Here is a 23,370-nt window from a genome sequence, read left to right as displayed (position 1 = left end):
GTTGTGCGTATTGATGCTGTGTCTGGCGCCAGCGGCCCTGTCGGCCGTGCCTGCGCAGACGAAGTACTTGCAACTGCTGGGGCGTTCCACGGTGGAGGGTTACGCGGTCCATCTGAATGAAAAGGATCGGCAATGGCTGCACAGCAAACGGGTCCTGCGCCTCGGAGTGAGTGGGCCGGATTACCCGCCCTTCGAAATCACGCGCAATCATGATGAGCTGGAAGGCATCACCGCCGATTACGCCCGACTGATTGCGCAACTGCTGGACATCCCGATTGAAGTGCAGCGGTATGGCACGCGGGAAGCGGCCATGGAAGCCCTGAAATACGACCGGCTTGATCTGCTGGGAACCTCGAACAACTTCGAAGCGGCCGATCCCGGGTTGATCCTGTCCAGCCCCTATGCTGAAGATCAGCCAATGCTGGCCACCCGGCTGGACGAACGCATGCCCGAGGATCTGGCGGGCAAACGCATTGCGATGGTCGATGACTATCTGCCGGCGCAGACGGTCGAAATGTTTTATCCCGAGGCCAGGCTGTATCGCTACCCGTCTGCGCTCGATGCGCTGGGGGCGGTGGCGTATCGGAAAGATGACGTGTACCTCGGGGACCTCATCAGCGCCAATTACCTGATCAACAATAATTACCCCAATAACGTTCAGTTGATGGGACCGTCCGGTCTCGACGCCAATCCGTTCGGCTTTGCCCTGTCGCGGGACAACCTGCCGCTCAAGGCCATCATCGACAAGACCCTGGCGGCGATCCCGATGAACCAGCGTGCGCTCATCGAACAGCGTTGGAGCGCCGGCAGGGTCAACACGCAGGGACAGTCACGAGTCAATCTGAGCGCCAGTGAGCAGCAGTGGCTAGAGCGTCATCCACACGTCACTGTCGGGGTAGTCGAGAACTTCGCGCCTTTGACGTTTTTCAATGCCGAGGGACAATTCAGCGGGTTGACCGCGCAATTGCTGTCGCTGATCAGCCAGCGCAGCGGTTTGAACTTCAAGGTGTTACGGGAGCGATCCCTTGATCAACAGATCCAGCAACTCAAGGCGGGCGAGATCGACGTCATACCCGCCATCATCCCGACCACCGAAGGTGTCGCCGATCTGCACTTCACCAGCCCCTATGTGACCAATCCGTACACGCTCGTCAGCGCAATCACACCCGATAGCCCCAAGACACTGGACGAACTGGCCGGTAAGCGCCTGGCGATTTACCACAGCCACCCGGTGCGTGCCTTCATTCAGGCGCGGGTGCCTGGGGTGCGCATGGTGGATGTTGAAAACCCGGCGCAGGGGCTGGAGTCAGTGATGAACGGACAAGCCGACGCGGCCGTCAGTTCATTGTTCATGACCCGTTATCTGATTGCCCGGTATTACTCGGGACGCTTACGGATCAGCAGCACCGTGGGTGACGAACCGGCGCGCATTGCGATGGCAACGGACGGTGAAGACCCGGAGTTGCAATCGATCTTGAACAAGGCGTTGCTGAGTATTTCGCCTGCTGAAATGGACGGTCTGGTCACCCGCTGGGGCAATGATGTGGTGGTGGATGACAGTTATTGGCTGCGTCACCGGCCAGCCATCCTGCAGGCGTTCGCCGCCGCCGCCGCGTTGCTTCTGCTGGCGGTGAGCTGGATCGCCTGGCAACGTCGGCAGATCCGCCAGCGCCAACAATGGTTGCAGCAATTGCAAGACGCCAAAGACGCGGCCGACGACGCCAATCGCGCGAAAACCACGTTCCTGGCGACCTTGAGCCACGAAATCCGTACGCCGATGAACGCCTTGATCGGCATGCTCGAAATGGCCGGGATGCGCGCGAAAGAGGGCATCGCCGATCGTTCAGCCCTGGAGGTAGCCTCCACTGCGGCGCAGCAGTTATTGGCGTTGATCGGCGATATCCTGGACATCGCGCGCATCGAATCCGGGCATCTGTCCCTGACCCCCGAGCGTGTCAATTTGCATGCGCTGGTGGCATCGGTGTGCAGGGTGTTTGAAGGGCTGGCACGGGGAAAAGGCCTGGCATGGCGGGTTGATCTGGATGAACGCAGTGACCGTGACGTGTTGATTGACCCCACGCGTTTCAAGCAGGTGCTGTCCAATCTGTTGAGCAATGCAATCAAGTTTACCCAGACGGGTGAAGTGAGCCTGACACTGCGGGTGGTGCCGGGAATTCCGGGTCATCTGGCCGTCGCGGTGCACATTGAAGACAGCGGCATCGGCATCAGCGCCATGGATCAGCAGCGGTTGTTCAGCCCGTTCGTCCAGGCCGGCAACAACCTGCAGTCGGGACGCAAAGGCTCTGGACTGGGGCTGGTCATCAGCCGCACCCTGTGCGAAATGATGGGCGGACGGTTGGCGCTCGATAGTGTCCTGGGGCGGGGCACTCAGGCTGACATCAGTCTGTCCTTGGTGGCGTTGAAAGCCTTGCCTGCCGGCGAGGCGATGGACCGTGGATTGGCGCTGTCCACCCGACCCCTGACGATTTTGGTGGTCGATGATTATCCGGCCAATCGCTTGTTGCTGACGCGTCAACTGAGCTATCTGGGGCACCGGGTCATGGAGGCCGAAGATGGCCTGCAAGCGCTTGAGTTGTGGCGTATCCATGAGTTCGATGTGGTCATCAGCGACTGCAACATGCCCCGGTTCAGTGGTTATGAGTTGGCGGGTGCGATTCGTGATGAAGAGCGCGCCTATGGATTGCCGCCCACGCTGATTCTGGGGTTTACCGCCAACGCGCAACCTGAAGAAAGGATTCGGTGCCTGGAAGCGGGCATGGACGACTGCCTGTTCAAACCCATTCTGTTGGCGGATTTGAGCGCCTGGCTGGCCTCGCGGTTTGGCAGTGAGCCAACGGCCCTGCCGGCCGACACGCAAGCAAGTCTGGAGATGGACTTGACCGGCCTGGAGCTTTACGTCGGCGAAGACCGGACGCTGATCAATCAGTTGCTGCGTGAATTGGCCAAGGCCAACCACGAAGACCTCAATCATCTGCTGCAAGCCCACGCGGGTGACGATCACCCGCGTCTTCACGAGCTGGCGCACCGTATCAAGGGCAGCGCGCGGATGGTCCGCGCGGAGCGTTTGATCGAATGCTGCGAGCAACTTGAGCGCGCTTGCGCGGAAGGTCGCGTGGCGATGATCGATGAAGCCGTCGATCAGTTGCAGCATGCGATGATCCGACTGGACCAAAGCCTCTCACGCGGCTGACGCTTAATCCCACTGCGGCGCGATGCCTTTAGGGCTGGTCAGCCGCTGGCCGCGATCAAGGCTGGCGATTGATGTCATGTCGGCGTCGCTCAAGGTCAGGTCGCAGGCTTTGAGGTTGCTTTGCAGGTTGGCGCGTTGGGTGGAGGAAGGGATCACCGCGTAACCGGACTGCATGGCCCACGCCAGCGTGACTTGCGCCGGGGTGGCGTGAAGGCGTTCGGCGATCTGCTGGATGATCGGGTCTTTGAGCACTTCGCCATAGGCCAGGGTCATGTAGGACGTGATCTGGATGTCATGACTGCGGGCGAACTCGACGACTTTACGATTTTGCAGGTACGGGTGCAGTTCGATCTGATTGGTGGCGATGTGGTCGGCACCGACGGCGGCGATGGCCTGCTTCATCAGGTCGACGGTGAAGTTGGAGACGCCGATCTGTCGGGTCAGGCCAAGCTGTTTGGCTTCAAGCAGGGCGCCCATGAATTCCTCGACCGGCACCTGGTCTTCCGGCGACGGCCAGTGGATCAGCGTCAGGTCGAGGTAGTCGGTTTGCAGTTTGCGCAGGCTCTCTTTGAGGCTGTCGACCAAACGGTCCTTGGCGAAGTTGGCGACCCAGATTTTGCTGGTGATGAACAACTCGTCACGGGTGATACCGCTGGTGGCGATGGCGAGGCCGACGTCGGCTTCGTTTTCGTAGATTTGCGCGGTGTCGATCACTCGGTAGCCGAGCTCCAGGCCTGTGCTTACCGAATCGATGACCACCTGGCCTTGCAGGCGAAACGTACCGAGACCGAAGGCGGGAATAGACATCTGTGACTCCAGGGATTGCAGTGGGAATGAGCAGGAGTATCCCCGTCGCGATCCTTGGGAAAAACCGCTGGCTGGGCAAAGCACTGTTTACCGCAAGTCATGAATGCCAAGAGTGATGGTGTGTGCCGGCCTCTTCAAGCGATGTCAGCGTGGTTGAACTCCTCGCCCAGAAAGTCGATCAATGTGCGCACCGACGGCAGCAGTCCACGGCGCGATGGAAAGATGGCATGGATGACGCCGCATTTCGGTGCCCAACCCGGCACCAGATCCACCAGGCGGCCGGCCGCCAGGTCATCGCGCACCACGACGCTCGGCAGGTGCGCGATGCCAATCCCCGCCACTACCGCGTGACGCAACGCCAGCAGGTCATCGGTGACCATGCGGGGTGTATGTCGAATCAATGCGCTGGCGCCTTCGGCACCGAACAATTCCCACTGATATTCACGCTGGGCGGCGCCCCAATGCAGGCTCGGCAAACCGCTCAGGTCGGCAGGGGAGGCCGGGGAGGACAGGCGTTCGGCCCAGGCCGGGCTGCCCACCACGCACTGAGTGCTGTTGCCCAGAACCTTCATCACCATGTCGGTGTTTTCCAGCGGCGGAAAGCGCACGCGCAGGGCGATGTCGAACCCTTCGTGGATCAGGTCGACCCGGCGATTGGTGCTCTCGATAAATAATTCCACCAGCGGGAACTTAAGCATATAGCGCGTCAGCATGGGCCCGACCCAGGAGTTGAGCAGCGCCGTCGGGCAACTGATGCGAACCAGGCCTTGAGGCTCGGAGCGATTGCGTTCGATCAGTTCGGCGGCGCTTTCCGCTTCCACGCGCATCGCCAGGCAACGCTGGTAATAGGCCTGGCCGATTTCGGTCAGTGAACAATGCCGGCTGGTGCGGTGCAGCAGGCGGACACCGAGGCGTTCTTCCAGCTCGGCGATGCGTCGGCTGAGTTTCGATTTAGGCATGTCCAACGCCCGCCCAGCCGGGGCGAAACCGCCGTGTTCCACCACTTGGGTGAAGTAGTAAAGGGTGTTGAGGTCTTCCATCATCGTTCCTTAGATAGAACGCAAAGGCTGGTTTTTGCAGTCTAGCGCACCAAAGGTTCGAGTTTTAAGCTTTGTCCATGGCTTCACTCACCTCATCAGGAGACACCATGAAAAACATCATCGGTATCTACACCAGCCCGCGTACCCATTGGGTCGGCGACGGTTTTCCGGTTCGGACGCTGTTTTCCTACGACAACCTGGGCAAGCACATCAGCCCGTTCCTGCTGCTGGATCACGCGGCGCCTGCCGAATTCACCCCGACCACTGAACGACGTGGCGTTGGTCAGCATCCGCACCGTGGTTTCGAGACCGTGACTATCGTTTACAAGGGCGAACTGGAACACCGTGACTCCACCGGCAGCGGCGGCACGATCGGCCCTGGCGATGTGCAATGGATGACCGCCGCTTCAGGGATTGTGCATGAGGAGTTTCACTCCGAAGGTTTCGCCAGGTCTGGCGGCACCCTGGAAATGGTGCAGCTGTGGGTCAACCTGCCGGCCAAGGACAAAATGGCCGACGCCGGTTACCAGACGATTCTCGATGGCGACATCCCGAACATCCCGCTCAAGGACCAGGCCGGCAGTTTGCGCTTGATCGCCGGTGAGTTTGACGGCCACACCGGCCCGGCTCGCACCTTCACCCCGATTGACGTCTGGGACCTGCGTCTCAAGGGCGGCAAATTGCTGACCCTGGACCTGCACGACGGTCGCAACACGGCCTTGGTGGTGTTGCGTGGCACGGTTCAGGTCAATGGTCTGGAGTCGGTGGGCGAAGGTCAGTTGGCCCTGTTCGATCGCAAGGGTGATCAGTTGACCCTTGAAGCCAGCCAGGATGCGGTGGTGCTGTTGCTCAGCGGCGAGCCGATCGACGAGCCGATTGTCGGTCACGGCCCGTTCGTGATGAACACCGAGCAAGAGATTCACCAGGCCTTCGCCGACTTCCAGTCCGGTCGCTTCGGCCGGATGCACGGTTAGCCCGTACTCCGTCAATAACCCGCTCTGCACAGGATGAGTAGGCCGGTTCCCAGGCCAGGGTATGCAAGGGCGAAATCAATGCCTGGGGCAACGCCGGGTTTCACGCGGCAGTCAAAGCCACCGGCAAGAAAACCCTGGTCATTGCCGGCACGCTGACCAGCGTTTGCCTGGCGTTTCCGTCCATCGCGGCGGTGCATGAAGGCTACAAAGTGTTTGCGGTGGTCGACGCCTCCGGCAACCACTCAAAACTGGCCACTGATCTGACCATCGCCCGTTTGGCGCAGGCCGGGGTCGTGCCGATCGACATTATGGCTACGCTGTCTGAACTGCAAGGCTCGTGGAACCGTCCGGATGCCGAGCAGTGGGCCGCTGTCTACGCCCAGGCCATGCCGCATTATCAATTGTTGATCGAAAGCTACCTCAAGGCTCAGCAAGTGGCGAATGAACACGAAGTGCTGGACTCCCAGCGCTAAACGACTCCCCCACGCCGATATCCACTCGGCATCGACAACACGCGAGGACTACTGCAATGACGACTTCTTATAAACGTCTCGACAAGGACAACGCTGCGGTTTTGATGGTTGATCACCAGGCGGGACTGCTGTCTCTGGTGCGCGACATCGAACCGGACCGTTTCAAGAACAATGTGCTGGCCCTGGCCGACCTGGCCAAGTACTTCAAGTTGCCGACCATCCTCACCACCAGTTTCGAAAACGGTCCCAATGGCCCGCTGGTGCCTGAGCTCAAAGCGCTGTTTCCGGATGCGCCTTACATCGCCCGTCCTGGACAGATCAACGCCTGGGACAACGAAGACTTCGTCAAGGCGATCAAGGCGACCGGCAAGAAACAGCTGATCATCGCTGGCGTCGTGACGGAAGTCTGTGTGGCGTTCCCGGCACTCTCGGCGCTGGCCGAAGGCTTTGAGGTGTTCGTGGTGACTGACGCTTCCGGCACCTTCAACGAGCTGACCCGACAATCGGCCTGGGACCGCATGTCGGCCTCCGGCGCGCAGTTGATGACCTGGTTCGGCCTGGCCTGTGAACTGCATCGCGACTGGCGTAACGACGTGGAAGGGTTGGGCACCTTGTTCTCCAACCATATTCCGGACTATCGCAACCTGATGACCAGCTTCAACACATTGACCAACAGCAAATAACGGCTGACAACCTAAACCCCCGGTGGGAGCGAGCCTGCTCGCGAAAGCGGTATAACAGACACGTGTGCAGTGGCTGTCACACCGCCATCGCGAGCAGGTTCGCTCCCACATTTGTTTTGCATGAAACCCTCCTACACTGTGCCCAATGTGTGAGATCTTCGCGCCATTGGCCTTCGTTGGAGTCGTTCGATGCTGTCTTTTTTCACCAATCATCCATTGGTCTGCGCCATGGTCCTGATCGTGGTTGATCTTGGGCTGTGGCGGTTGATCAGCGCCAGCGCCACCGGCAGTAACTGGAAGTTGCTGGTCAGGCTGGTGATTTTCTCGTTGTTCAGCGTCCTGCTGTTCAACGAAGGCTTGAACCCGCTGGAGGTCGCCCCTTGGCCTGACAACGTGCCATTGCACCTAGCGGCCACCGGTTTGCAGATTGGCTGGTGGCTGTTCGGCGCTCGGACCCTGACGGTGCTGATCGGCGCCGTGATGATGCAGCGAGTCGGGCACACGGGGCGGTTGCTCCAGGATCTGCTCGGTGCGGTGATCTTCCTGATCGCGATCATTGCGGCGCTGGCGTACGTGCTGGACCTGCCCGTCAAAGGCGTGCTGGCCACCTCCGGCGCCTTGGCGATCATCGTCGGCCTGGCCTTGCAAAGCACCCTCAGCGATGTGTTTTCCGGGATCGTCCTCAACACCACCAAACCCTATCAACTGGATGACTGGATTTCCATCGATGGCACCGAAGGCCGGGTCACCGACATCGACTGGCGCGCCACGCGCATGCAAACCGCCCAAGGCAGCATGGCGGTGATCCCCAACTCCCTGGCGGCCAAGGCCAAGATCATCAACTTCAGTCGGCCGAGCGACATTTTTGGCGTGTCGATCAGCCTGCAACTGAGCCCGCATACACGCCCGCAAACAGTCATCGACGCACTGGAACGGGCCATGCAGGGTTGCCGCCATTTGTTGCAAAAACCGGCACCGTGCGTCGCCCTCAAGGGCTCCAGTGCCGCAGGCGTGGAATATGAAATCAGTGGTTTCGTGGTCTCGATGGATCAGAAACGCATGGTGCGCAATCTGCTGTTCGATCTGTCATATCGTCATTTGCAGGCCGCGGGTGTCAGCCTGTTGTCGACCATCGAGTCGAATGTGCCTGCCGGTTTGTCACGGCCACGGGCCTTGCTGGAAAGCTCGGCGATTTTCTCGACCCTGCGTCAGGATGAGAAAGAGACCTTCAGCCAACACATGACCCTGCAAACCTTCCGTGCCGGGGACATGATCCTGCCGGCGGGAGAGGTCAGCGATCATTTGTTCATCATCGAATCCGGAGTGGTCTCGGTGGAGTTGAGCCGTGCCGGGGTCAAGTTCGAGTCGGGACGCATGGGACCGGGCGAGGTGATTGGCGAGGGTGGGATCTTGCAGGATACGGCGATGCCGGCCGACTTCATCGCCAAGACCGCTTGCAGCCTGTACCGGATTGAGAAGGACTATCTCAAACCGTGCCTGGATGCGCGGCATGACATTGGCGAGTCGATGAAGGCGCTGCTGGATTTCCGCTTGAACAAGGCGCAGACGTTGACCCAGGAAGTGCCGAAGGTGGTGGAGCGTAAGGGGTTTTTGCAGTGGTTGCGTAATAGGGCTTAGCGGTTTGGGGGGAGTGGCCTCCTCGACTTCTGGAATATTGGCTATTTGTCCGAAGGGCGGGCGGGATTAACTTAGCTCCATCCCCACTTGCTACCGGAGTCCACCATGAAACCTCGTATCGATTTCTACACCGCTTCCCCTGATGCGCTCAAAGCCATGATCGCCCTGGAAACCGCGGTGTCGAAGCTGCCGCTGGAAAAAAACCTGATCGAACTGGTCAAGCTGCGCACTTCGCAAATCAACGGCTGCGCGTTCTGCCTCGACATGCACAGCGCCGATGCCCGCAAGGGCGGTGAGGACGAGCGCCGTCTGGCTACGTTGTCGGCCTGGCGCGAAACGCCGTTCTTTACCCCGCGTGAACGTGCGGCACTGGCCTGGACCGAGTCCCTGACGCTGGTGAGCCAGACCCACGCGCCGGATGAAGACTACGAGCTGGCCACCGCCGAGTTCAGCCCGAAAGAAATGGTCGACCTGACCGTGGCCATTACCACCATCAACGCCTGGAACCGTCTGGCGATTGGTTTCCGCAAAATGCCTCAAGCCTGATCAATGTGCGTCTGCTGACGGCGCGGCCGGTGGTTGCACCTTGCGCATCAAGGGCACCATCGCCGTGGCGATGATGAAGCAGACCATGATCATCAAAAACGCGTCGCCATAGGTTTGTGTCTGGGCTTCGCGGTAGGTCAACAGCCATAGCTGATGCAGGCTGGCAGTGACGCTCGTGTCACCGCTCTGGCCGAGGGTGGCAAAGTTGTTGCCGACCTGCGACAGCCACTGGTTCAGTGCTTCGTTGGTGCTGTTCAGGTGTTCCGCCAACCGGGTGAAATGCAGGTTGGTGCGGTCGTTGAGGATGGTCGCACAGGCGGCGATGCCGATGGCGCCGCCCAGGTTGCGCATCAGATTAAACAACCCCGAAGCATGTTTGAGCCGCGCTGGCGCCAGACCACCCAAGGTCAACGTCACGGCCGGTGGCACCGCCAATTGCTGGGCAATCCCGCGCAACGCTTGCGGCAGCATCAGCTCCCTGGCCCCCCAGTCATGGGTGATCGGGCTGAAATCCCACATCGACAAGGCGAACAGGCCGAGTCCGGTCATCATGATCCAGCGCAGATCCACGCGGTTGGCCAGAAAGGCATACAGCGGAATCGCCATGATCTGGAACACCCCGGTGGAGAAAACCGCCAGTCCAATGTCCAGCGCGCTGTAGCCCCGCACCCGGCCGAGAAACAGCGGCGTCAGGTAAATGGTGGCGAACAGGCCGATCCCGGTGACGAACGAGAAGAAACAGCCGAGGGCGAAGTTGCGGTCTTTCAGGGCGCGCAGATCGACAATCGGATTGGCGACGTGCAAGGTCCGGCCGATAAAGGCCAGGCCGGCGAGGCCGCTGATCCAGGCAGTGGTGAGCATGGTGCTGTCGCTGAACCAGTTCCAGCGTGGGCCTTCTTCGAGGGTGTATTCCAGGCAGCCGAGAAACAGCGCCATGAACACCATGCTCAGGTAGTCGGCGCCCTTGAGCAGCGACAGTTCCGGCTGGTCGATTTTCACCAGCATCGGCACGGCCACGGCAACGAAAATACCCGGCACCAGGTTGATGTAGAACAGCCAGTGCCAGGACGAAATGTCGGTGATCCAGCCGCCGATTACCGGCCCTAATGTCGGTGCCAGCGAGGCCACCGCGCCGATGGTTGCGGCGGCAATCACCCGTTGTTTGCCGGTGAAGAAAAAGAACGCCGTGGTGAACACCAGCGGAATCATCGAACCGCCGAGAAAGCCTTGCAGCGCGCGGAAGGCGATCATGCTCTGGATGTTCCAGGCCGCGCCGCAGAGCAGGCTGGCCAAGGTAAAGCCGACCGCTGATGCGCAGAACAACCAACGAGTCGAAAATACCCGCGACAGCCAGCCCGACAGTGGAATCACGATGATTTCGGCAATCAGGTAGCTGGTCTGCACCCACGCCGTTTCATCGGTGCCGGCGGAGAGCCCGCCGCCGATGTCACGCAACGAGGCCGAAACGATCTGGATATCCAGCAGCGCAATGAACATGCCGATGCACATGCTGGCGAAGGCGAACACCTTGGTCGCCGTCGCCATGTTGGCGGGGTTGAACGGCTGCGCAGGGGCGGCGAGGGCGCGGCTCATGGTGCGCTGGCCACGGCTGGGATGTCAGCGCTTTTGCGGGTGTCGACTTCAGCCGTCACCGACAGGCCCGGACGCAAGTGACCGAGCACTCCGTCAGCCGGATCGAGGATGACGCGTACCGGCACCCGCTGGACGATCTTGGTGAAGTTGCCCGTGGCGTTTTCCGGTGGCAACACGCTGAACTGCGAGCCGCTGGCCGGCGCAAGACTGCCCAGATGACCGTGGAATTCCTGCCCTGACAGCACGTCCGCATGGATGACCACGCGTTGGCCCGGAATCATCCGCGCCAGTTGATCTTCCTTGAAGTTGGCATCGACCCACAAACCACTGGACGGCACCACCGACAGCAACTGCGAACCGGCCTGCGCATACGCGCCGACCCGCGCCCGGCGATTGCCGATCACGCCATCCACCGGCGCCTTGAGTTCGGTGTAACCGACATTCAATTGCGCCAGATCCCGTTCGGCGCGGGCCTGCATCAACGCGGCGCGGGCTTGCTGTTTCTGGGTGGCGATCACGTTCAACTGACGTTGCGCGGCCAACAATTCGGCCTGGGCCCGCGAGCTGATCGCCTGAGCGGTTTTGAACGTAGCATCAGCGCGCTGAGCGCTTTCCACCGAGACCGCGTTGGTGCTCACCAGTTTTTTGTAGCGGGCATTGTCATCCCGGGAGCGGGAGGTTTCCGCGCCCGCAGCATCGATCCCGGCACGGGCCTGGCCGATCACGGCGTACTGCAATTGTTCGGTAGCGTCGAGATTCGCCAGCAGCGCCTCTTCAGCAGCCACTGCACCTTCGGCCTTGGCCAGGTTGGCGCGGTAATCGCGGGAGTCGAGACGAATCAGCACATCGCCGGCCTTGACTGCCTGGTTGTCGGTCACCAGCACTTCTTCGATGTACCCGGCGACTTTCGGGCCGATCACCGTGACGTCGCCGCCGATGTAGGCATCGTCGGTTTCTTCGATGAAACGACCGGTTGTCCACCAGTGCGAGGCATACAGCCCGCCCGCAACCAGGGCAGCGACAACCGCTGTCAGCAGAATCAACCGTTTGAGCAGGGGAGGCTTGGGCGTGCTCACCGGGACAGCTTGGTCGGTTTCAAGGCTGGGCATGCTGGTCATGGGGGTTACCTGTAGGAAACGGGTGTTTATTACGCAGGTAATATGACGTATGTAATATTTAGTGGCAATTGTTTTTTTTGCCGGTCGTCAGGTGGTTGTTTGGTTGAAAAGAGGGGGAGCCACGTTGTGATCCGGCTTAGTCGGCATCTGGTGGCGTTGATTCGACCAGATGTTTTTTTCTATCGCTCTCTTGTCGTCATTCTATTTATGTTCTGACTCTGCGGCCGTTAACCTTTTAGCGAGCGCATAAGGATGCGTTCGGTAAAACCAAAGGATTTCCAATGACTGCCACGACTGGCCTGGGGGTTTTTTCCCAACGGCGCCTCCTTGGCGTTCTTGCTGCGAGTCTGCTTGCACGTACGAAGCGGACGAATCGCAGTTGGGCTGTTGGTGGGTCTCTAGGAAATTCCCTACAAGCTAGGGGGCTATTTCCTACGGCGAGTGTTCTGCTTTTTACCCAGTATTCAGCGCTTCATAAAGGTAGAAGAGCGATTGACCCAAAATGGATTACCCGAGGGTTTTGGTGCTGGATGACTACGCGTTTACGCGCAGTATTCACGTAATGATGCTCCGGCGATTGGGCGTAACAGATATTCTTCAAGCCTCAGATACCCGGCAGGCATTGCGAGAGTTACAGGTCTCAGGTGGCGTTGACATCGTATTGTGTGACCTGGTTGGCAGAGACCTTGATCATCTGGAGTTTCTTCAACAGGCCGCGAGGGCAGGATTGGTCAGGGCCGTAGCGCTGTGCAGTACCCTGGAGCCAGCGGTGAGTCGTGCACTGGAGAGAACCGCTCTTTTAGTTGGCCTGGAGTTGCTCGGCGTAATGAGTCAGCCCATGCGGATGAGACCCTTGCATCGGATGATTCAGCAGTACCGGCAACGCAGGGGGGAGTCCAAGGTGCAACCCGAGATATTGAAACAGGCAACGTGCGCCAACGATATCCGCAGGGGATTGGCGCAAGGTGAGTTTCAGGCCTGGTTTCAGCCCAAACTCGCTTTGCGCGAAGGCTCCTTGACAGGCGTGGAAGCGCTGGTCCGTTGGAATCACCCGACGCGGGGTTTGTTATTGCCTCGTGACTTTCTGACCGAGGTGCTGGCGAACAATCTGATTCACCAAATGTTCGAGCAGGTTCTGGTGCAGGGCCTGACCTTTTTAAGGGACATGCGCAGACAAAACACCAATATCGAGATTGCGTTCAACTTGCATGCCTCTCAAATGGCTTCGGACGATTTCGCTGATTACATACAGGGCGCCCTGAAGCGTTATGAACTCCCAGGCTCGTTATTGATTTTCGAGGTGGCGGAAAGCGGTTTGCTTGATCTCGAGCCGAAGGTGCGAGACAACCTTTTGCGCTTGCGTATGCTGGGTTGTGGTCTGGCCATTGATGATTTTGGTTTGGGGTTTTCCTCACTGCAACTGCTCTGTCGTCTCCCTTTCAGCCAGATAAAACTTGATAAGAAATTTGTAAATACACTCCATCATCCCATCAGTAAAACCATGGTCATCAGCACGCTGGCGCTGGCCCAGTCGTTAAACATGAGCCTCGTTATCGAAGGCATCGGCAGCGAATGGGTTCGGGATTCGTTATTGCAAATGGGCTGTGAAGAAGGGCAAGGTTTTTTTCTGGGACGTCCAATGTGTGCGGAAGGGCTTCGGCACTGGCTGCGCGAAAGGAACCCGTAAATGGCCTCCAGCACCGTGGTTATCTTGGGAGTAACAAGGAACTCAAATGTTAAATGCAATCGTTGTAGATGATCATCCGTTCATACGTTCGTCGGTCAAAATGCTGTTGGCGAATGAAAATTTTGAAATCGTAGCGGAAACCGATAATGGTGCCGATGCCGTTCAACTGGTCATTGCACATAGACCTGACATGCTTGTACTGGATATCACTATTCCGAAGCTTGACGGTCTGGAAGCTATTCGGCGTATTCGGGCTTTGGATATCCCGACCAAGATCCTGGTATTGACCTCTTTGCCTGCAAAATTTTATTCCATGAGGTGCATGAGTGCAGGTGCGGCCGGGTATATCTCCAAAACCGATGGTCTTGATGAACTGGCCAGGGGCGTCAAGGTCATCATGTCGGGTTATAGCTACTTTCCAGACATACAGGCTCAATCTGTTCGCCGAAGCGATGGAAGCGCCACGGATGACGAGCTGATTCGTTCGCTCTCGAATAGAGAACTGGCGATTCTCAAACAACTGGCGAACGGGCTCAGTAATAAGGAAATTGGTGACCTCATGCTCTTGAGTAACAAGACCGTTAGTACCTACAAGGCAAGGCTGATTGAGAAGCTCAATGTGACCTCGGTTGTTTATCTGGCCGATTTCGCCAAACGCAATGATCTGCTTTAAATGATGAAGTCACTTCAGATCTGTCTGTCGCTGGTCGTGCTTGTTCTTGCTGCCCACTTCAGCTCCACGGTTGAGGCCGAGCCGAAAACGCTTGGGCTGTTGGGGCGATCGAACGTTAACGGTGGTTATCACGTAACGCTCGATGAGCGGGATTGGCGTTGGTTGCGCTCCAAGAGCATTTTGCTTTTGGGGGCCTCCACTCCCGATTACGCATCGTTCGATATGACGATCAATCATGATCAGATGGAAGGGGTGACGATTGACTATGCGCAGTTGATTGGCGAGCTTCTAGGGCTCAAAGTTGAAATTCGCCGCTATGACAGTCGCGGTGAGGTTGTGGACGCGGTCAGAAAAGGAGACGTGGATTTTGTCGGAACGGCCAATGAATACGAGTCGCAGTTTCCGAACATGGTGCTCAGCCATCCTTATGCCAATGACAAACCTACATTAATCACTCGCAAGGGTGACGGCGGTGATTTGCCGGTTGACCTGAACGGCAAGACCATTGCCATGCTGTACCACTACATTTCCCCTGATGCCGTACGGGCTTTTTACCCTAAAGCGACCCTGCAAGTTTACCCCTCCATGCTGAGCGCCATTGGTGCCGTAGCGTTTGGGCAGGCGGATGTTTATCTTGGTGATTCGGTCAGCGCCAATTACCTGATTAATAATAACTTTATAAATAATGTCGAGTTGGCGGACTTCTCGCGCATGGAAGTTCGCGACTTCAGTTTCGTCATGAACAGCGACAACCAAACCCTGATTCGTGTCGTTAATGCGGCCATCGCAGCGATTCCAGTGAGTGCGCGCATGGAAATCATGAACCGCTGGGGGGCGGGTGGGGAGAACATGCCAGGCAAGCGGCGTCTGAATTTCAGTAGCAGCGAGCAACGATGGCTGGATGAGCATCCGAGTGTTCGGGTCAATGTAGTGGGCGGCTATCCACCTTTGTCTTTTGTTAACAAAAGTGGCGAGTTTGTCGGCATTGCCAATGATGTGTTGAGCAAAGTATCGCTTCGCACAGGGCTGAAGTTTGATATTCAGGTGGTGCCGTCGGTTTCTGCGATGGTGGAGGCGGTTGGCAACAGTGATTCTGAATTCTTGGCAACGCTCACTCCGAGTCCGGTTCGTGAGCGTGTGCTGCATTTCACACGACCTTACCTGGCTTCGCCTTATGTGCTGATAGCCAAGGCAGATGCCGATATTCCCATTGCACTCGAGCAACTGGCAGGTAAGCGATTGGTGCTGACTCGTAATAATAATATGCACGAATGGCTGATGAGCAACTATCCAAAAATCCGCTTGGTGGAGGCTGACGACTCAGAACACGCTATGAGTATGGTCATCCGCGGGGAAGTAGACGCGATGGTCGGTACGCTGATCCTCAGCAGTCACATGATCAATCATCGTTTTGAAGGTCAGTTGCGAATCGTCAGCACCGTCGGTAATGACTTCGCGCAGATGGCCTTTGCGACAAGTCGTGGGGCGTTGGAACTCCATTCCATTCTCGACAAGGCACTGTTGAGTATCCCCCCCGAGGAAATGGATGAAATAAGGAATCGCTGGCGTAACGACGTGATGGTCGAAGACAGCTATTGGGCGCGCAATAGAGCATTTATCGTCGAAGTGGTTTGTGGGTTTTTGGTGCTGTTGGCGCTGGCGCTGGTATGGATCGCTTATATGAAGGTGGCGTTGCGCAGGCGTGATGAGGCTGAGCATGCACTCAATGAGCAACTGGAGTTTATGCGGGTCTTGATTGATGGCACCCCCCATCCGATTTACATCCGGGACCGCAATGGAATTTTGCTGATCTGCAACTCCAGTTACCTCAAGGTCTTTGGGGTAGAGCGCGAGGCGGTGATTGGGAAGGGCAAAGTGAAGTTGCTTCACCCCGAGGACGCGAGCCGTTATGAGGAGGAGTTCCAGCGGATCACCAGTACCGGCATGTCTATGGTTGAAGATCGTGTAATCAGGTTGTTGGATGACCGTGAACTGCAGATTTATCACTGGATGCTGCCGTACCGCGACAGTAATGGCGAAGTGGGTGGCGTGATTGCCGGTTGGATCGACATCAGCGAACGCCAGGCGCTTGTCGAGCAGTTACGTGAAGCAAAGCTGGTCGCCGACGAGGCCAAGGAACATGCCGATGATGCCAACCGGGCCAAAAGTCTGTTTTTGGCCACCATGAGTCATGAAATCCGCACGCCCATGAATGCCGTCATCGGCATGCTCGAAATTGCGATGAAAAAGGCTGATCAAGGCGTCACGGATCGGTTTGCCATTGAGGTTGCGTCTGGCGCGGCTCATGGCCTGCTGGACCTGATCGGCGATATTCTGGACATTGCCCGAATCGAGTCCGGGCGGTTGTCCCTGTCGCCAGAAAGGGCCAATTTGCGTGAACTTCTTGAGTCGGTGTTACGGGTTTTCGAAGGTGTCGCCCGGCAAAAACGTCTGAGCCTGCTACTGGATCTGGACTTCCAGATGCCAAGTGATGTGCTCGTTGACCCTTTACGCTTCAAACAGATTGTTTCCAATCTGCTGAGTAACGCGATCAAGTTCACCCAGGACGGTCAGGTTCGATTGAGCCTGCAGGCCCGTCCCGCCAAAAACTCGCAGTTTATGACCGTCGCCCTAGTCATTGAGGACACTGGTATTGGCATTTCGGATGAAGATCAGCAGAGCTTGTTCAGCCCGTTTACCCAGGCAAGCAATAACACCCAGTCCGCGCGCAGTGGTTCTGGGTTGGGGTTGGTAATCAGTCGCACGCTCTGCGAAATGATGGGCGGGCGTTTGCTCATGAGCAGCGTTTTCGGCAAGGGAACAAAGGTTGAAGTCCATCTGAATTTGCCGGCGCTGGAGCCACTGGCTGAATTGCCCGGGATGATGCCGTTCGACGTGGCCCTGCAACATCATGTGCTGAATGTGCTGGTTATTGACGACTATCCCGCCAATCGCCTGTTGCTGTCTCAGCAGCTAAGCCACCTCGGACACCGGGTGAGCGATGCCGAAGACGGTGCGCGAGGGCTGCAAGCCTGGCGCAGTCAATGGTTCGATGTAGTGATCACAGACTGCAACATGCCAATGATGAGTGGCTACGAGTTAACCCAGGTCATCCGCGAAGAGGAGCGTACCCAAGGTCGTGTACCGTGTTTGATCCTGGGGTATACAGCAAACGCCCAACAGGAGGAGCGGGTTCGTTGCATCGAAGCAGGCATGGACGATTGTCTGTTCAAGCCCATCGGGCTTGAGGAATTGAAGGCGTGCCTGGAGGCTGTAGCGCCGATGGAACGAAGTGAGGAGCAGACCTCGGTGCACGGCAGCAATGAGATTGACCTGAGCAGCCTTGAGCAACTGACTCGGGGCGACAAAGCGTCGATCAATAGTCTGATTGGTGATCTGTCCACGGCGAATGAAGAAGACATGGCACGGTTGATTCAGTTGTTCACCAAGCACGACCTGAATGCATTGTCGGGCCTGGCGCACCGGGTGAAGGGGGGAGCGCGCATCATCAGGGCTCAGCGACTGATTCAGTGCTGTGAGCATCTTGAAGTCGTCTGCACGGGGCGGGACACTTCCCGATTGGCCGAAGCGGTGGATGAGCTGCAGCGGGAGATGGAGCAATTGGCCGATAAGCTGAGCCTCTACGTGGCTTAAACGTAGAGGCTGGCGGGTCATCGCTCCTTAGACCGGAATCCATCGGGGCACAGGAACCGAACCTGGAATTTTAATTTCCAGGCTTCCCTGGAACTTGGTGTCAATGACTTCAAGCAAAGGGGCGGCGTGCATAATGCCCAACTGAATAGGCTGAAGCTCTGAGCTGGCAATCATTAAAGACTTCAGCTCACTTAACGGACCTTTAACAGCCTTGACTGCGGACAAGTTTTTCTCATGCAGTAAATCTGGAGATGCAAAAAACTCGGCGGTGTCGAGTCCCAGGCTGGACAACAGTGCAGGGTCTTCCAAATCAAATTCTGCATAATGTGTCATGGAGGCCAAAAACCTCCGTTCAGAAACCTTTCCGTCAATGGCTAACAAAAAGAACGTAAATGCGGTATTGCCAAGGCGATTCCAGTCGTCTTCGTTTGTATTGCTCCCTTGAGTTCTATTAAGTGTTTTAACACCTGTGTTCACCAGCTCAAAGTTCGGGTTGATGGTGTTGTAAGTCGGTGGTCCATCGACTGATTTTGTGTAGTGTCGGAGGGCGAATTTCTTGTTCGATACTTTATCTAGATGTTTTTGACTGGCTTTCTTTTCAGAAAAGCTCAGTGAGTCGTTTGTTACATCTTTCATGAGGGTGAAGGGCAGTACTCTATCTGTTGCAGCATAACCGCTCTTATATTTGTCGAGGATCTCTTGAGCGGTAGCAGGTTTTCCGGCGTCGGAAGAGGGTGGAGTCGACTGTTTAGTCGCGCAAGCACCGGTGTGATGGGTCCTGCACAGAGGGCAGATTTTAGGCACTTGAAAGGCGGTCGGTTTCGATTTTACAGGGGGCGGCGCCGGTTTCACCGAGCCGGTTGGCGGAATAAAGGGGGAAGTAAGTGCAGTGTTTTCCCCTTGGCCAAGTATTGCGCCTTGTTTTGATTTTTGATGGCTTGGCGGATTGTTGGGTGTCGCCGGGCGCAAAACACTAGGCATTGGACTGGAAGACTGTGTCTCATTAGGCATGAATTAATTCACTCCAGACTTTAGTGGTTGGGGGCACTTCAAATCTTGTGGTTTTGGTTGTAGCAGAGAAACTCTGCAGATCGTTATCCCTTTGCGTGGGTGTCTGAATGCTTCACCAAATAGAGTGGTGGAAATGTAGGACTAAGCCCCTGCTTTTGTAGGAAATTTCCTACCGAAAGGGCGTAGCTCAAAAGCGTGTCGAAATGTGTTTGTTAGGAAAGCGCGCTGGGAAATTTCCTACATTAAATACAAATCAACCTATCTAAAGTCGCCATTACGGCCTCGGGTAGTTCATCTGGGGGCACTCGACACGCTCAGCAGGAAACGCAATGAACAAGATATTCAAGTTGGTTTGGAATGCGACACTTAGTACCTGGGTTGTTGCTTCCGAACTTGCAACTTCCAAAACCAAGTCTTCAACGTTGGACAGCGGCTTCAAGAAGATGAGTTCGGCCACTAAGCTCGCCACGGCGGCACTGTTGTTTGGTGCCGGTTCCATCAACGTTGCTTCGGCTGCGCCAGGTAATACCTGCCTGGTTAACGGGACGTGGGTTACGGCCCCCTCGGCGCCAGGGGATAAGGCGCTCGCATGCGGTGAGGGAGCCAGCGCAGCGCAAGTCAATGACCTGGCGCTTGGCACTACTGCGAAAGCAGATGGCGCAGTAGATGCTGATGGGCACGTGGGCGGCGCGATCGCCATTGGTACGAACTCAAAGGCGCAATTGTTCAACGCCATCGCGCTCGGTACTGGCGCGGCGGCCTATGGATCGCAGACCATGGCGCTGGGTCAAGGCGCGGTGTCGGGGGTGAGTGGCAACACCAGTATTGTTAAGTCTCTGGCGCTGGGTTTCGGGGCTCAGGCCACTGAAGGCTACACAGTGGGCATTGGTTCAGGTACCAAAGCCACCGGCTACAGTTCAGTCAGTATCGGTAATGCTCCGATTGCTTCGGGTGCGAACGGAATCGCGGTAGGTACCTGGACCATCGCATCGGGCATTAACAGCACGGGTATCGGTAACCTGGCGGTGGCGAGCGATTCGAGTGCCACGGCGGTAGGCGACAGAGCTAAAGCATCTGCGCTTAGCGCCATCGCGTTGGGCACGTCTGCTCATGCCGAGGGCAGTTCCAGCATTGCCATCGGCGCCGATAACGTGGTGACCGGCAGTGGCTCCGGTTCTATCGGTACCGGACTTACTTCCAATTTCAAAGGAGTATCCGGCAACAACAGCTACGCCTTGGGTAACGGTAACACTGTCGCGAATAACAACATATTTGTGGTGGGCAATAACATCACTACCACACAGGACAACGGTGTGGTGCTGGGCAACAACAGCACCGACCGAGCTGCATTGGCCACGCCCACAGGCGTCATCAATGGCACGACCTACAACTACGCGGGCGGCGCGCCGTCAGGTGTGGTGAGCGTGGGTTCCGTCAACGGGGAACGCCAGATCATCAACGTAGCGGCGGGACAGGTCAATTCCAGCAGTACCGACGCCATCAACGGCAGCCAGCTGAACGCGACCAATCAGGCCCTCTCTGCGGTCGATGCCGGTGCCGTCAAGTACGACGACAGCACCCATAACACCATCACCCTGGGTGGCAATACTTACGACAACAGCACCCACACCGGCGGCACCCGCATCACCAACGTGGCCGATGGCAAGGCGCCAAGTGATGCGGTGAATTATTCGCAATTGACCGAAACCAACAGCAGTATCACCAACCTTGGCAACTCGCTGACCAACCTCTATGAGACGGGCACCAAGTACTTCCACGCCAACTCCACCGGCACGGATTCGGTTGCTTCGGGTCAGGATGCAGTCGCGATCGGTATGGGCGCAGTGGCTAGCCACGACGGCAGTGTTGCACTGGGCGCAGGCTCGGTCGCGGATGGCAGCACCCTGGGTCAACAGGCTTACCGGGTCGGCGGCACCTCGACAGGCGAAGTCAACATCGGTGATCGTCGTATGACCGGGCTGTCGGCCGGTGCCGCTGATGCGGACGCGGTCAACGTCAAGCAATTGAAAGCCGTCGAAGCAGGCGCCGCGGCCTCTGTGGCCGATGCGGTCAAGTACGACGACAGCACCCACAACACCATCACCCTGGGTGGCGATACCTACGACAACAGCACCCACGTCGGTGGCACCAAAATCACCAACGTGGCCAATGGTGTCGCTGACAGCGATGCGGTGAACATGTCGCAGCTCAACCAGACCAACACTCAGGTGGCCACCAACACCACCAACATCAACAACCTGGCGAATGACGCGTTGTTGTGGGATTCCAGCCTGGGTGCTTTCAGTGCGAGCCATGGCGGTAACACCGTCAACAAAATTACCAACGTGGAGGCGGGTGATCTCAGCGCCAACTCCAAGGATGCAGTCAACGGTTCGCAGCTTTTTGCTTTGGGCCAGCAAGTTACCGGCATCGATAATCGGGTGACGAATATCGAAGGCAATATCAACAGCATCACCAACGGTGGGGGCATCAAGTATTTCCATGCCAACTCGTCGGGTGCTGACTCCGTGGCCAGTGGGGCCGAGTCGGTTGCCATCGGACCGAATGCCCTAGCGTCGGGCGCTGGTTCCGTGGCTTCGGGTAACGGTGCAAATGCTTCGGGCGCTAATGCGATTGCGGTGGGCAACGGGGCCAAGGCGTCTGCTGATGGCAGCGTTGCATTGGGCAGCGGGTCCAGCGATGGCGGTCGTGGAGCTGAAACCTATACCGGCAAGTACTCTGGCGCCGATAACGTTACATCAGGAACAGTGTCCGTTGGCAACGCGGCAACGGGCGAAACCCGCACACTCAGCAATGTCGCGGACGGTAAGGACGCCACCGATGCGGTTAACCTGCGTCAGCTGGACGGTGCTGTGGCCGAGTCGAAGAAGTACACCGATGACTCGATCAGCACGATCAATACCTCCGTTGTGAATCAGGACAAGCGAATTTCCAGTGTCGACAACCGTGTGACCCAGGCGGTGACGAATGTCACTCATCTGCAAAACGGCACCGATGGCATGTTCCAGGTCAACAACACCAGCAACCTGCCAAAACCGTCAGCGACGGGAGAGGACTCGATGGCGGGCGGTGCGGGTGCCAAGGCATCGGGCAAGAACAGCTCGGCCGTCGGCACCAACGCCATCGCCGCGGGCAACAACTCGACGGCGACGGGTAATGGCTCCAACGCCAAGGCGGACAACTCGGTAGCGCTGGGTGCCAACTCGGTGGCTGATCGTGCCAACAGTGTTTCGGTAGGTGCAGCAGGCAGCGAGCGCCAGATTACCAACGTGGCCGCCGGTACGGCGCCGACAGACGCAGTCAACCTGAGCCAGTTGAACAAGGGCGTGACTGACGCGACCAACAATGCCAATGCCTACACCAACTCGGTCTACAGTGCGTTGAACAAAGACATCAAACAGTTGGATGACGACTTGAGCGCCGGTGTCGCCGGTGCAATGGCCATGGCCGCGCTGCCTCAGCCGTATGCCGCGGGTGCCAGCATGACCTCCGGCTCCATGGGTACCTATCGCGGTGAATCGGCGATGGCCTTGGGCGTGTCGCGGATCTCGGATAACGGCCGCTGGGTCACCAAATTGCAAGCCACGACCAACACCCAGCGCGAATTCGGCGCATCGGTGGGTGTGGGTTATCAGTGGTAAGCCTTTCACGTTGATCCAGAGCCCGGCGTATGCCGGGCTCTTCTCCCTTTTTATCGTGTCGAGAATGTTATGCAAAAGCTCAATAAATTAATGGTGCGTCTGCTGCTGAGCGGCGGCGTGGCCGCAACACTGGCGGCTTGTGGTACCAACCCAAGCCATGTCAATGCGAGTGGCAAGTCCAGCAACCCGGTGTTTCCGGCGCTCAAGGATGCCAGCCGTACCGAAGGCAGTTATGTGAACGTGGAGAATTTGCGCAAGGTCGTGCCAGGTCTGACCAAGCCACAACTCTACGAGCTGATTGGCTTGCCGCACTTCTCCGAAGCCATGTTCAACGTCCGTGAGTGGGATTACATCTTCAAGTTCCAACAGCCCGGCACCCACGAGCCTCGGGTCTGCCAGTACAAGGTGATGTTCGACGACAACAAAGTCGCACAGTCGTATGTGTTTTTACCGCAGTCCTGTGCTCGGGTGCTTGACCTCAATGCAGAGTAAAGCGCGACGCCTGTCCTGCCAAAGCGGTAGCTCACGCACGTGACGTTGCAAAGCGATGCTGCTTTTGATTTTGGTGCCTGTCTGCCTACTGTCGTGTAGAGGTTCGCG

General features: G+C 57.5%; 15 protein-coding genes and 1 pseudogene. 11 read left to right on the top strand and 5 right to left on the bottom strand.

Annotation, left to right across the window (positions count from 1 at the left end; translation table 11 throughout):
• The first annotated feature begins 13 nt into the window (after positions 1 to 13).
• Positions 14 to 3,211: a transporter substrate-binding domain-containing protein gene (locus D882_RS0123395; RefSeq protein ID WP_050590232.1), complete on the top strand. Its 3,198-nt coding sequence runs from the start codon at positions 14 to 16 to the stop codon at positions 3,209 to 3,211.
• A gap of 3 nt (positions 3,212 to 3,214) precedes the next feature.
• Here the strand turns inward: D882_RS0123395 and dkgB are convergent, their stop codons facing one another.
• Complete coding sequence (dkgB, locus tag D882_RS0123390) at positions 3,215 to 4,018, bottom strand: 2,5-didehydrogluconate reductase DkgB (RefSeq protein ID WP_027925483.1); 804 nt, start codon at positions 4,016 to 4,018, stop codon at positions 3,215 to 3,217.
• Positions 4,019 to 4,152: 134 nt separating this feature from the next.
• Positions 4,153 to 5,058 (bottom strand): LysR substrate-binding domain-containing protein, encoded by a 906-nt coding sequence (locus D882_RS0123385; RefSeq protein ID WP_194941063.1) that lies wholly within the window; start codon positions 5,056 to 5,058, stop codon positions 4,153 to 4,155.
• Positions 5,059 to 5,165: 107 nt separating this feature from the next.
• Here D882_RS0123385 and D882_RS0123380 point away from each other — a divergent pair, with 107 nt between their 5' ends.
• The 5 genes and pseudogenes from D882_RS0123380 to D882_RS0123360 all read left to right on the top strand — a co-directional run bounded on the left by D882_RS0123380 (position 5,166) and on the right by D882_RS0123360 (position 9,372).
• Complete coding sequence (locus tag D882_RS0123380; RefSeq protein WP_027925481.1) at positions 5,166 to 6,032, top strand: pirin family protein; 867 nt, start codon at positions 5,166 to 5,168, stop codon at positions 6,030 to 6,032.
• A 65-nt stretch (positions 6,033 to 6,097) separates the two neighbouring features.
• Positions 6,098 to 6,505: pseudogene (locus D882_RS01000000131370) on the top strand (isochorismatase family protein); the annotation flags it as partial.
• A gap of 56 nt (positions 6,506 to 6,561) precedes the next feature.
• Positions 6,562 to 7,188: an isochorismate family cysteine hydrolase YcaC gene (gene ycaC, locus D882_RS0123370; protein ID WP_007943416.1), complete on the top strand. Its 627-nt coding sequence runs from the start codon at positions 6,562 to 6,564 to the stop codon at positions 7,186 to 7,188.
• A 189-nt stretch (positions 7,189 to 7,377) separates the two neighbouring features.
• Positions 7,378 to 8,826, top strand: coding sequence for a mechanosensitive ion channel family protein (locus D882_RS0123365; protein WP_027925480.1), 1,449 nt, complete (start codon positions 7,378 to 7,380; stop codon positions 8,824 to 8,826).
• Positions 8,827 to 8,931: 105 nt separating this feature from the next.
• Positions 8,932 to 9,372 (top strand): carboxymuconolactone decarboxylase family protein, encoded by a 441-nt coding sequence (locus D882_RS0123360; protein WP_027925479.1) that lies wholly within the window; start codon positions 8,932 to 8,934, stop codon positions 9,370 to 9,372.
• Here D882_RS0123360 and D882_RS0123355 read toward each other — a convergent pair whose 3' ends face one another.
• Positions 9,373 to 10,965, bottom strand: a complete 1,593-nt coding sequence (locus D882_RS0123355; protein WP_027925478.1) for a DHA2 family efflux MFS transporter permease subunit — start codon at positions 10,963 to 10,965, stop codon at positions 9,373 to 9,375.
• Complete coding sequence (locus D882_RS0123350) at positions 10,962 to 12,083, bottom strand: HlyD family secretion protein (protein WP_027925477.1); 1,122 nt, start codon at positions 12,081 to 12,083, stop codon at positions 10,962 to 10,964. The genes D882_RS0123355 and D882_RS0123350 overlap by 4 nt, the downstream gene beginning before the upstream one ends.
• A gap of 523 nt (positions 12,084 to 12,606) precedes the next feature.
• On the opposite strand from D882_RS0123350, the gene D882_RS0123345 reads away from it, so the two are divergent.
• The 3 genes from D882_RS0123345 to D882_RS0123335 are packed head-to-tail and all read left to right on the top strand — an operon-like array spanning position 12,607 to position 18,097.
• Positions 12,607 to 13,770, top strand: a complete 1,164-nt coding sequence (locus tag D882_RS0123345) for an EAL domain-containing protein (protein ID WP_177327622.1) — start codon at positions 12,607 to 12,609, stop codon at positions 13,768 to 13,770.
• A 46-nt stretch (positions 13,771 to 13,816) separates the two neighbouring features.
• Positions 13,817 to 14,443, top strand: coding sequence for a response regulator transcription factor (locus D882_RS0123340; RefSeq protein WP_027925475.1), 627 nt, complete (start codon positions 13,817 to 13,819; stop codon positions 14,441 to 14,443).
• Positions 14,444 to 18,097 (top strand): transporter substrate-binding domain-containing protein, encoded by a 3,654-nt coding sequence (locus D882_RS0123335; RefSeq protein ID WP_027925474.1) that lies wholly within the window; start codon positions 14,444 to 14,446, stop codon positions 18,095 to 18,097.
• A gap of 27 nt (positions 18,098 to 18,124) precedes the next feature.
• Here D882_RS0123335 and D882_RS1000000132740 read toward each other — a convergent pair whose 3' ends face one another.
• Positions 18,125 to 19,108 carry a hypothetical protein gene (locus tag D882_RS1000000132740; RefSeq protein ID WP_155953746.1) on the bottom strand — a complete coding sequence of 328 codons (984 nt, stop codon included), beginning with the start codon at positions 19,106 to 19,108 and terminating at the stop codon, positions 18,125 to 18,127.
• A 329-nt stretch (positions 19,109 to 19,437) separates the two neighbouring features.
• On the opposite strand from D882_RS1000000132740, the gene D882_RS0123325 reads away from it, so the two are divergent.
• Complete coding sequence (locus D882_RS0123325) at positions 19,438 to 22,770, top strand: YadA-like family protein (RefSeq protein ID WP_050590231.1); 3,333 nt, start codon at positions 19,438 to 19,440, stop codon at positions 22,768 to 22,770.
• 69 nt (positions 22,771 to 22,839) lie between these two features.
• Positions 22,840 to 23,262 carry an outer membrane protein assembly factor BamE gene (locus D882_RS0123320; protein WP_027925471.1) on the top strand — a complete coding sequence of 141 codons (423 nt, stop codon included), beginning with the start codon at positions 22,840 to 22,842 and terminating at the stop codon, positions 23,260 to 23,262.
• The last annotated feature ends 108 nt before the right edge of the window (positions 23,263 to 23,370 follow it).

It is taken from the genome of Pseudomonas sp. URMO17WK12:I12, from assembly GCF_000514395.1.
Lineage (GTDB): Bacteria > Pseudomonadota > Gammaproteobacteria > Pseudomonadales > Pseudomonadaceae > Aquipseudomonas > Aquipseudomonas mucoides.
This window is presented reverse-complemented; position numbering and strand designations above follow the sequence as displayed.

Excerpts from the sequence above, each read along its gene's own strand:
- D882_RS1000000132740 (WP_155953746.1), bottom strand. The coding sequence starts at position 19,108 with ATGCCTAATGAGACACAGTCTTCCAGTCCAATGCCTAGTGTTTTGCGC.
- D882_RS0123360 (WP_027925479.1), top strand. The coding sequence starts at position 8,932 with ATGAAACCTCGTATCGATTTCTACACCGCTTCCCCTGATGCGCTCAAA.
- D882_RS0123365 (WP_027925480.1), top strand. The coding sequence starts at position 7,378 with ATGCTGTCTTTTTTCACCAATCATCCATTGGTCTGCGCCATGGTCCTG.
- dkgB (WP_027925483.1), bottom strand. The coding sequence starts at position 4,018 with ATGTCTATTCCCGCCTTCGGTCTCGGTACGTTTCGCCTGCAAGGCCAG.
- ycaC (WP_007943416.1), top strand. The coding sequence starts at position 6,562 with ATGACGACTTCTTATAAACGTCTCGACAAGGACAACGCTGCGGTTTTG.
- D882_RS0123355 (WP_027925478.1), bottom strand. The coding sequence starts at position 10,965 with ATGAGCCGCGCCCTCGCCGCCCCTGCGCAGCCGTTCAACCCCGCCAAC.
- D882_RS0123350 (WP_027925477.1), bottom strand. The coding sequence starts at position 12,083 with ATGACCAGCATGCCCAGCCTTGAAACCGACCAAGCTGTCCCGGTGAGC.
- D882_RS0123395 (WP_050590232.1), top strand. The coding sequence starts at position 14 with ATGCTGTGTCTGGCGCCAGCGGCCCTGTCGGCCGTGCCTGCGCAGACG.
- D882_RS0123325 (WP_050590231.1), top strand. The coding sequence starts at position 19,438 with ATGAACAAGATATTCAAGTTGGTTTGGAATGCGACACTTAGTACCTGG.
- D882_RS0123320 (WP_027925471.1), top strand. The coding sequence starts at position 22,840 with ATGCAAAAGCTCAATAAATTAATGGTGCGTCTGCTGCTGAGCGGCGGC.
- D882_RS0123340 (WP_027925475.1), top strand. The coding sequence starts at position 13,817 with ATGTTAAATGCAATCGTTGTAGATGATCATCCGTTCATACGTTCGTCG.
- D882_RS0123335 (WP_027925474.1), top strand. The coding sequence starts at position 14,444 with ATGATGAAGTCACTTCAGATCTGTCTGTCGCTGGTCGTGCTTGTTCTT.
- D882_RS0123385 (WP_194941063.1), bottom strand. The coding sequence starts at position 5,058 with ATGGAAGACCTCAACACCCTTTACTACTTCACCCAAGTGGTGGAACAC.
- D882_RS0123380 (WP_027925481.1), top strand. The coding sequence starts at position 5,166 with ATGAAAAACATCATCGGTATCTACACCAGCCCGCGTACCCATTGGGTC.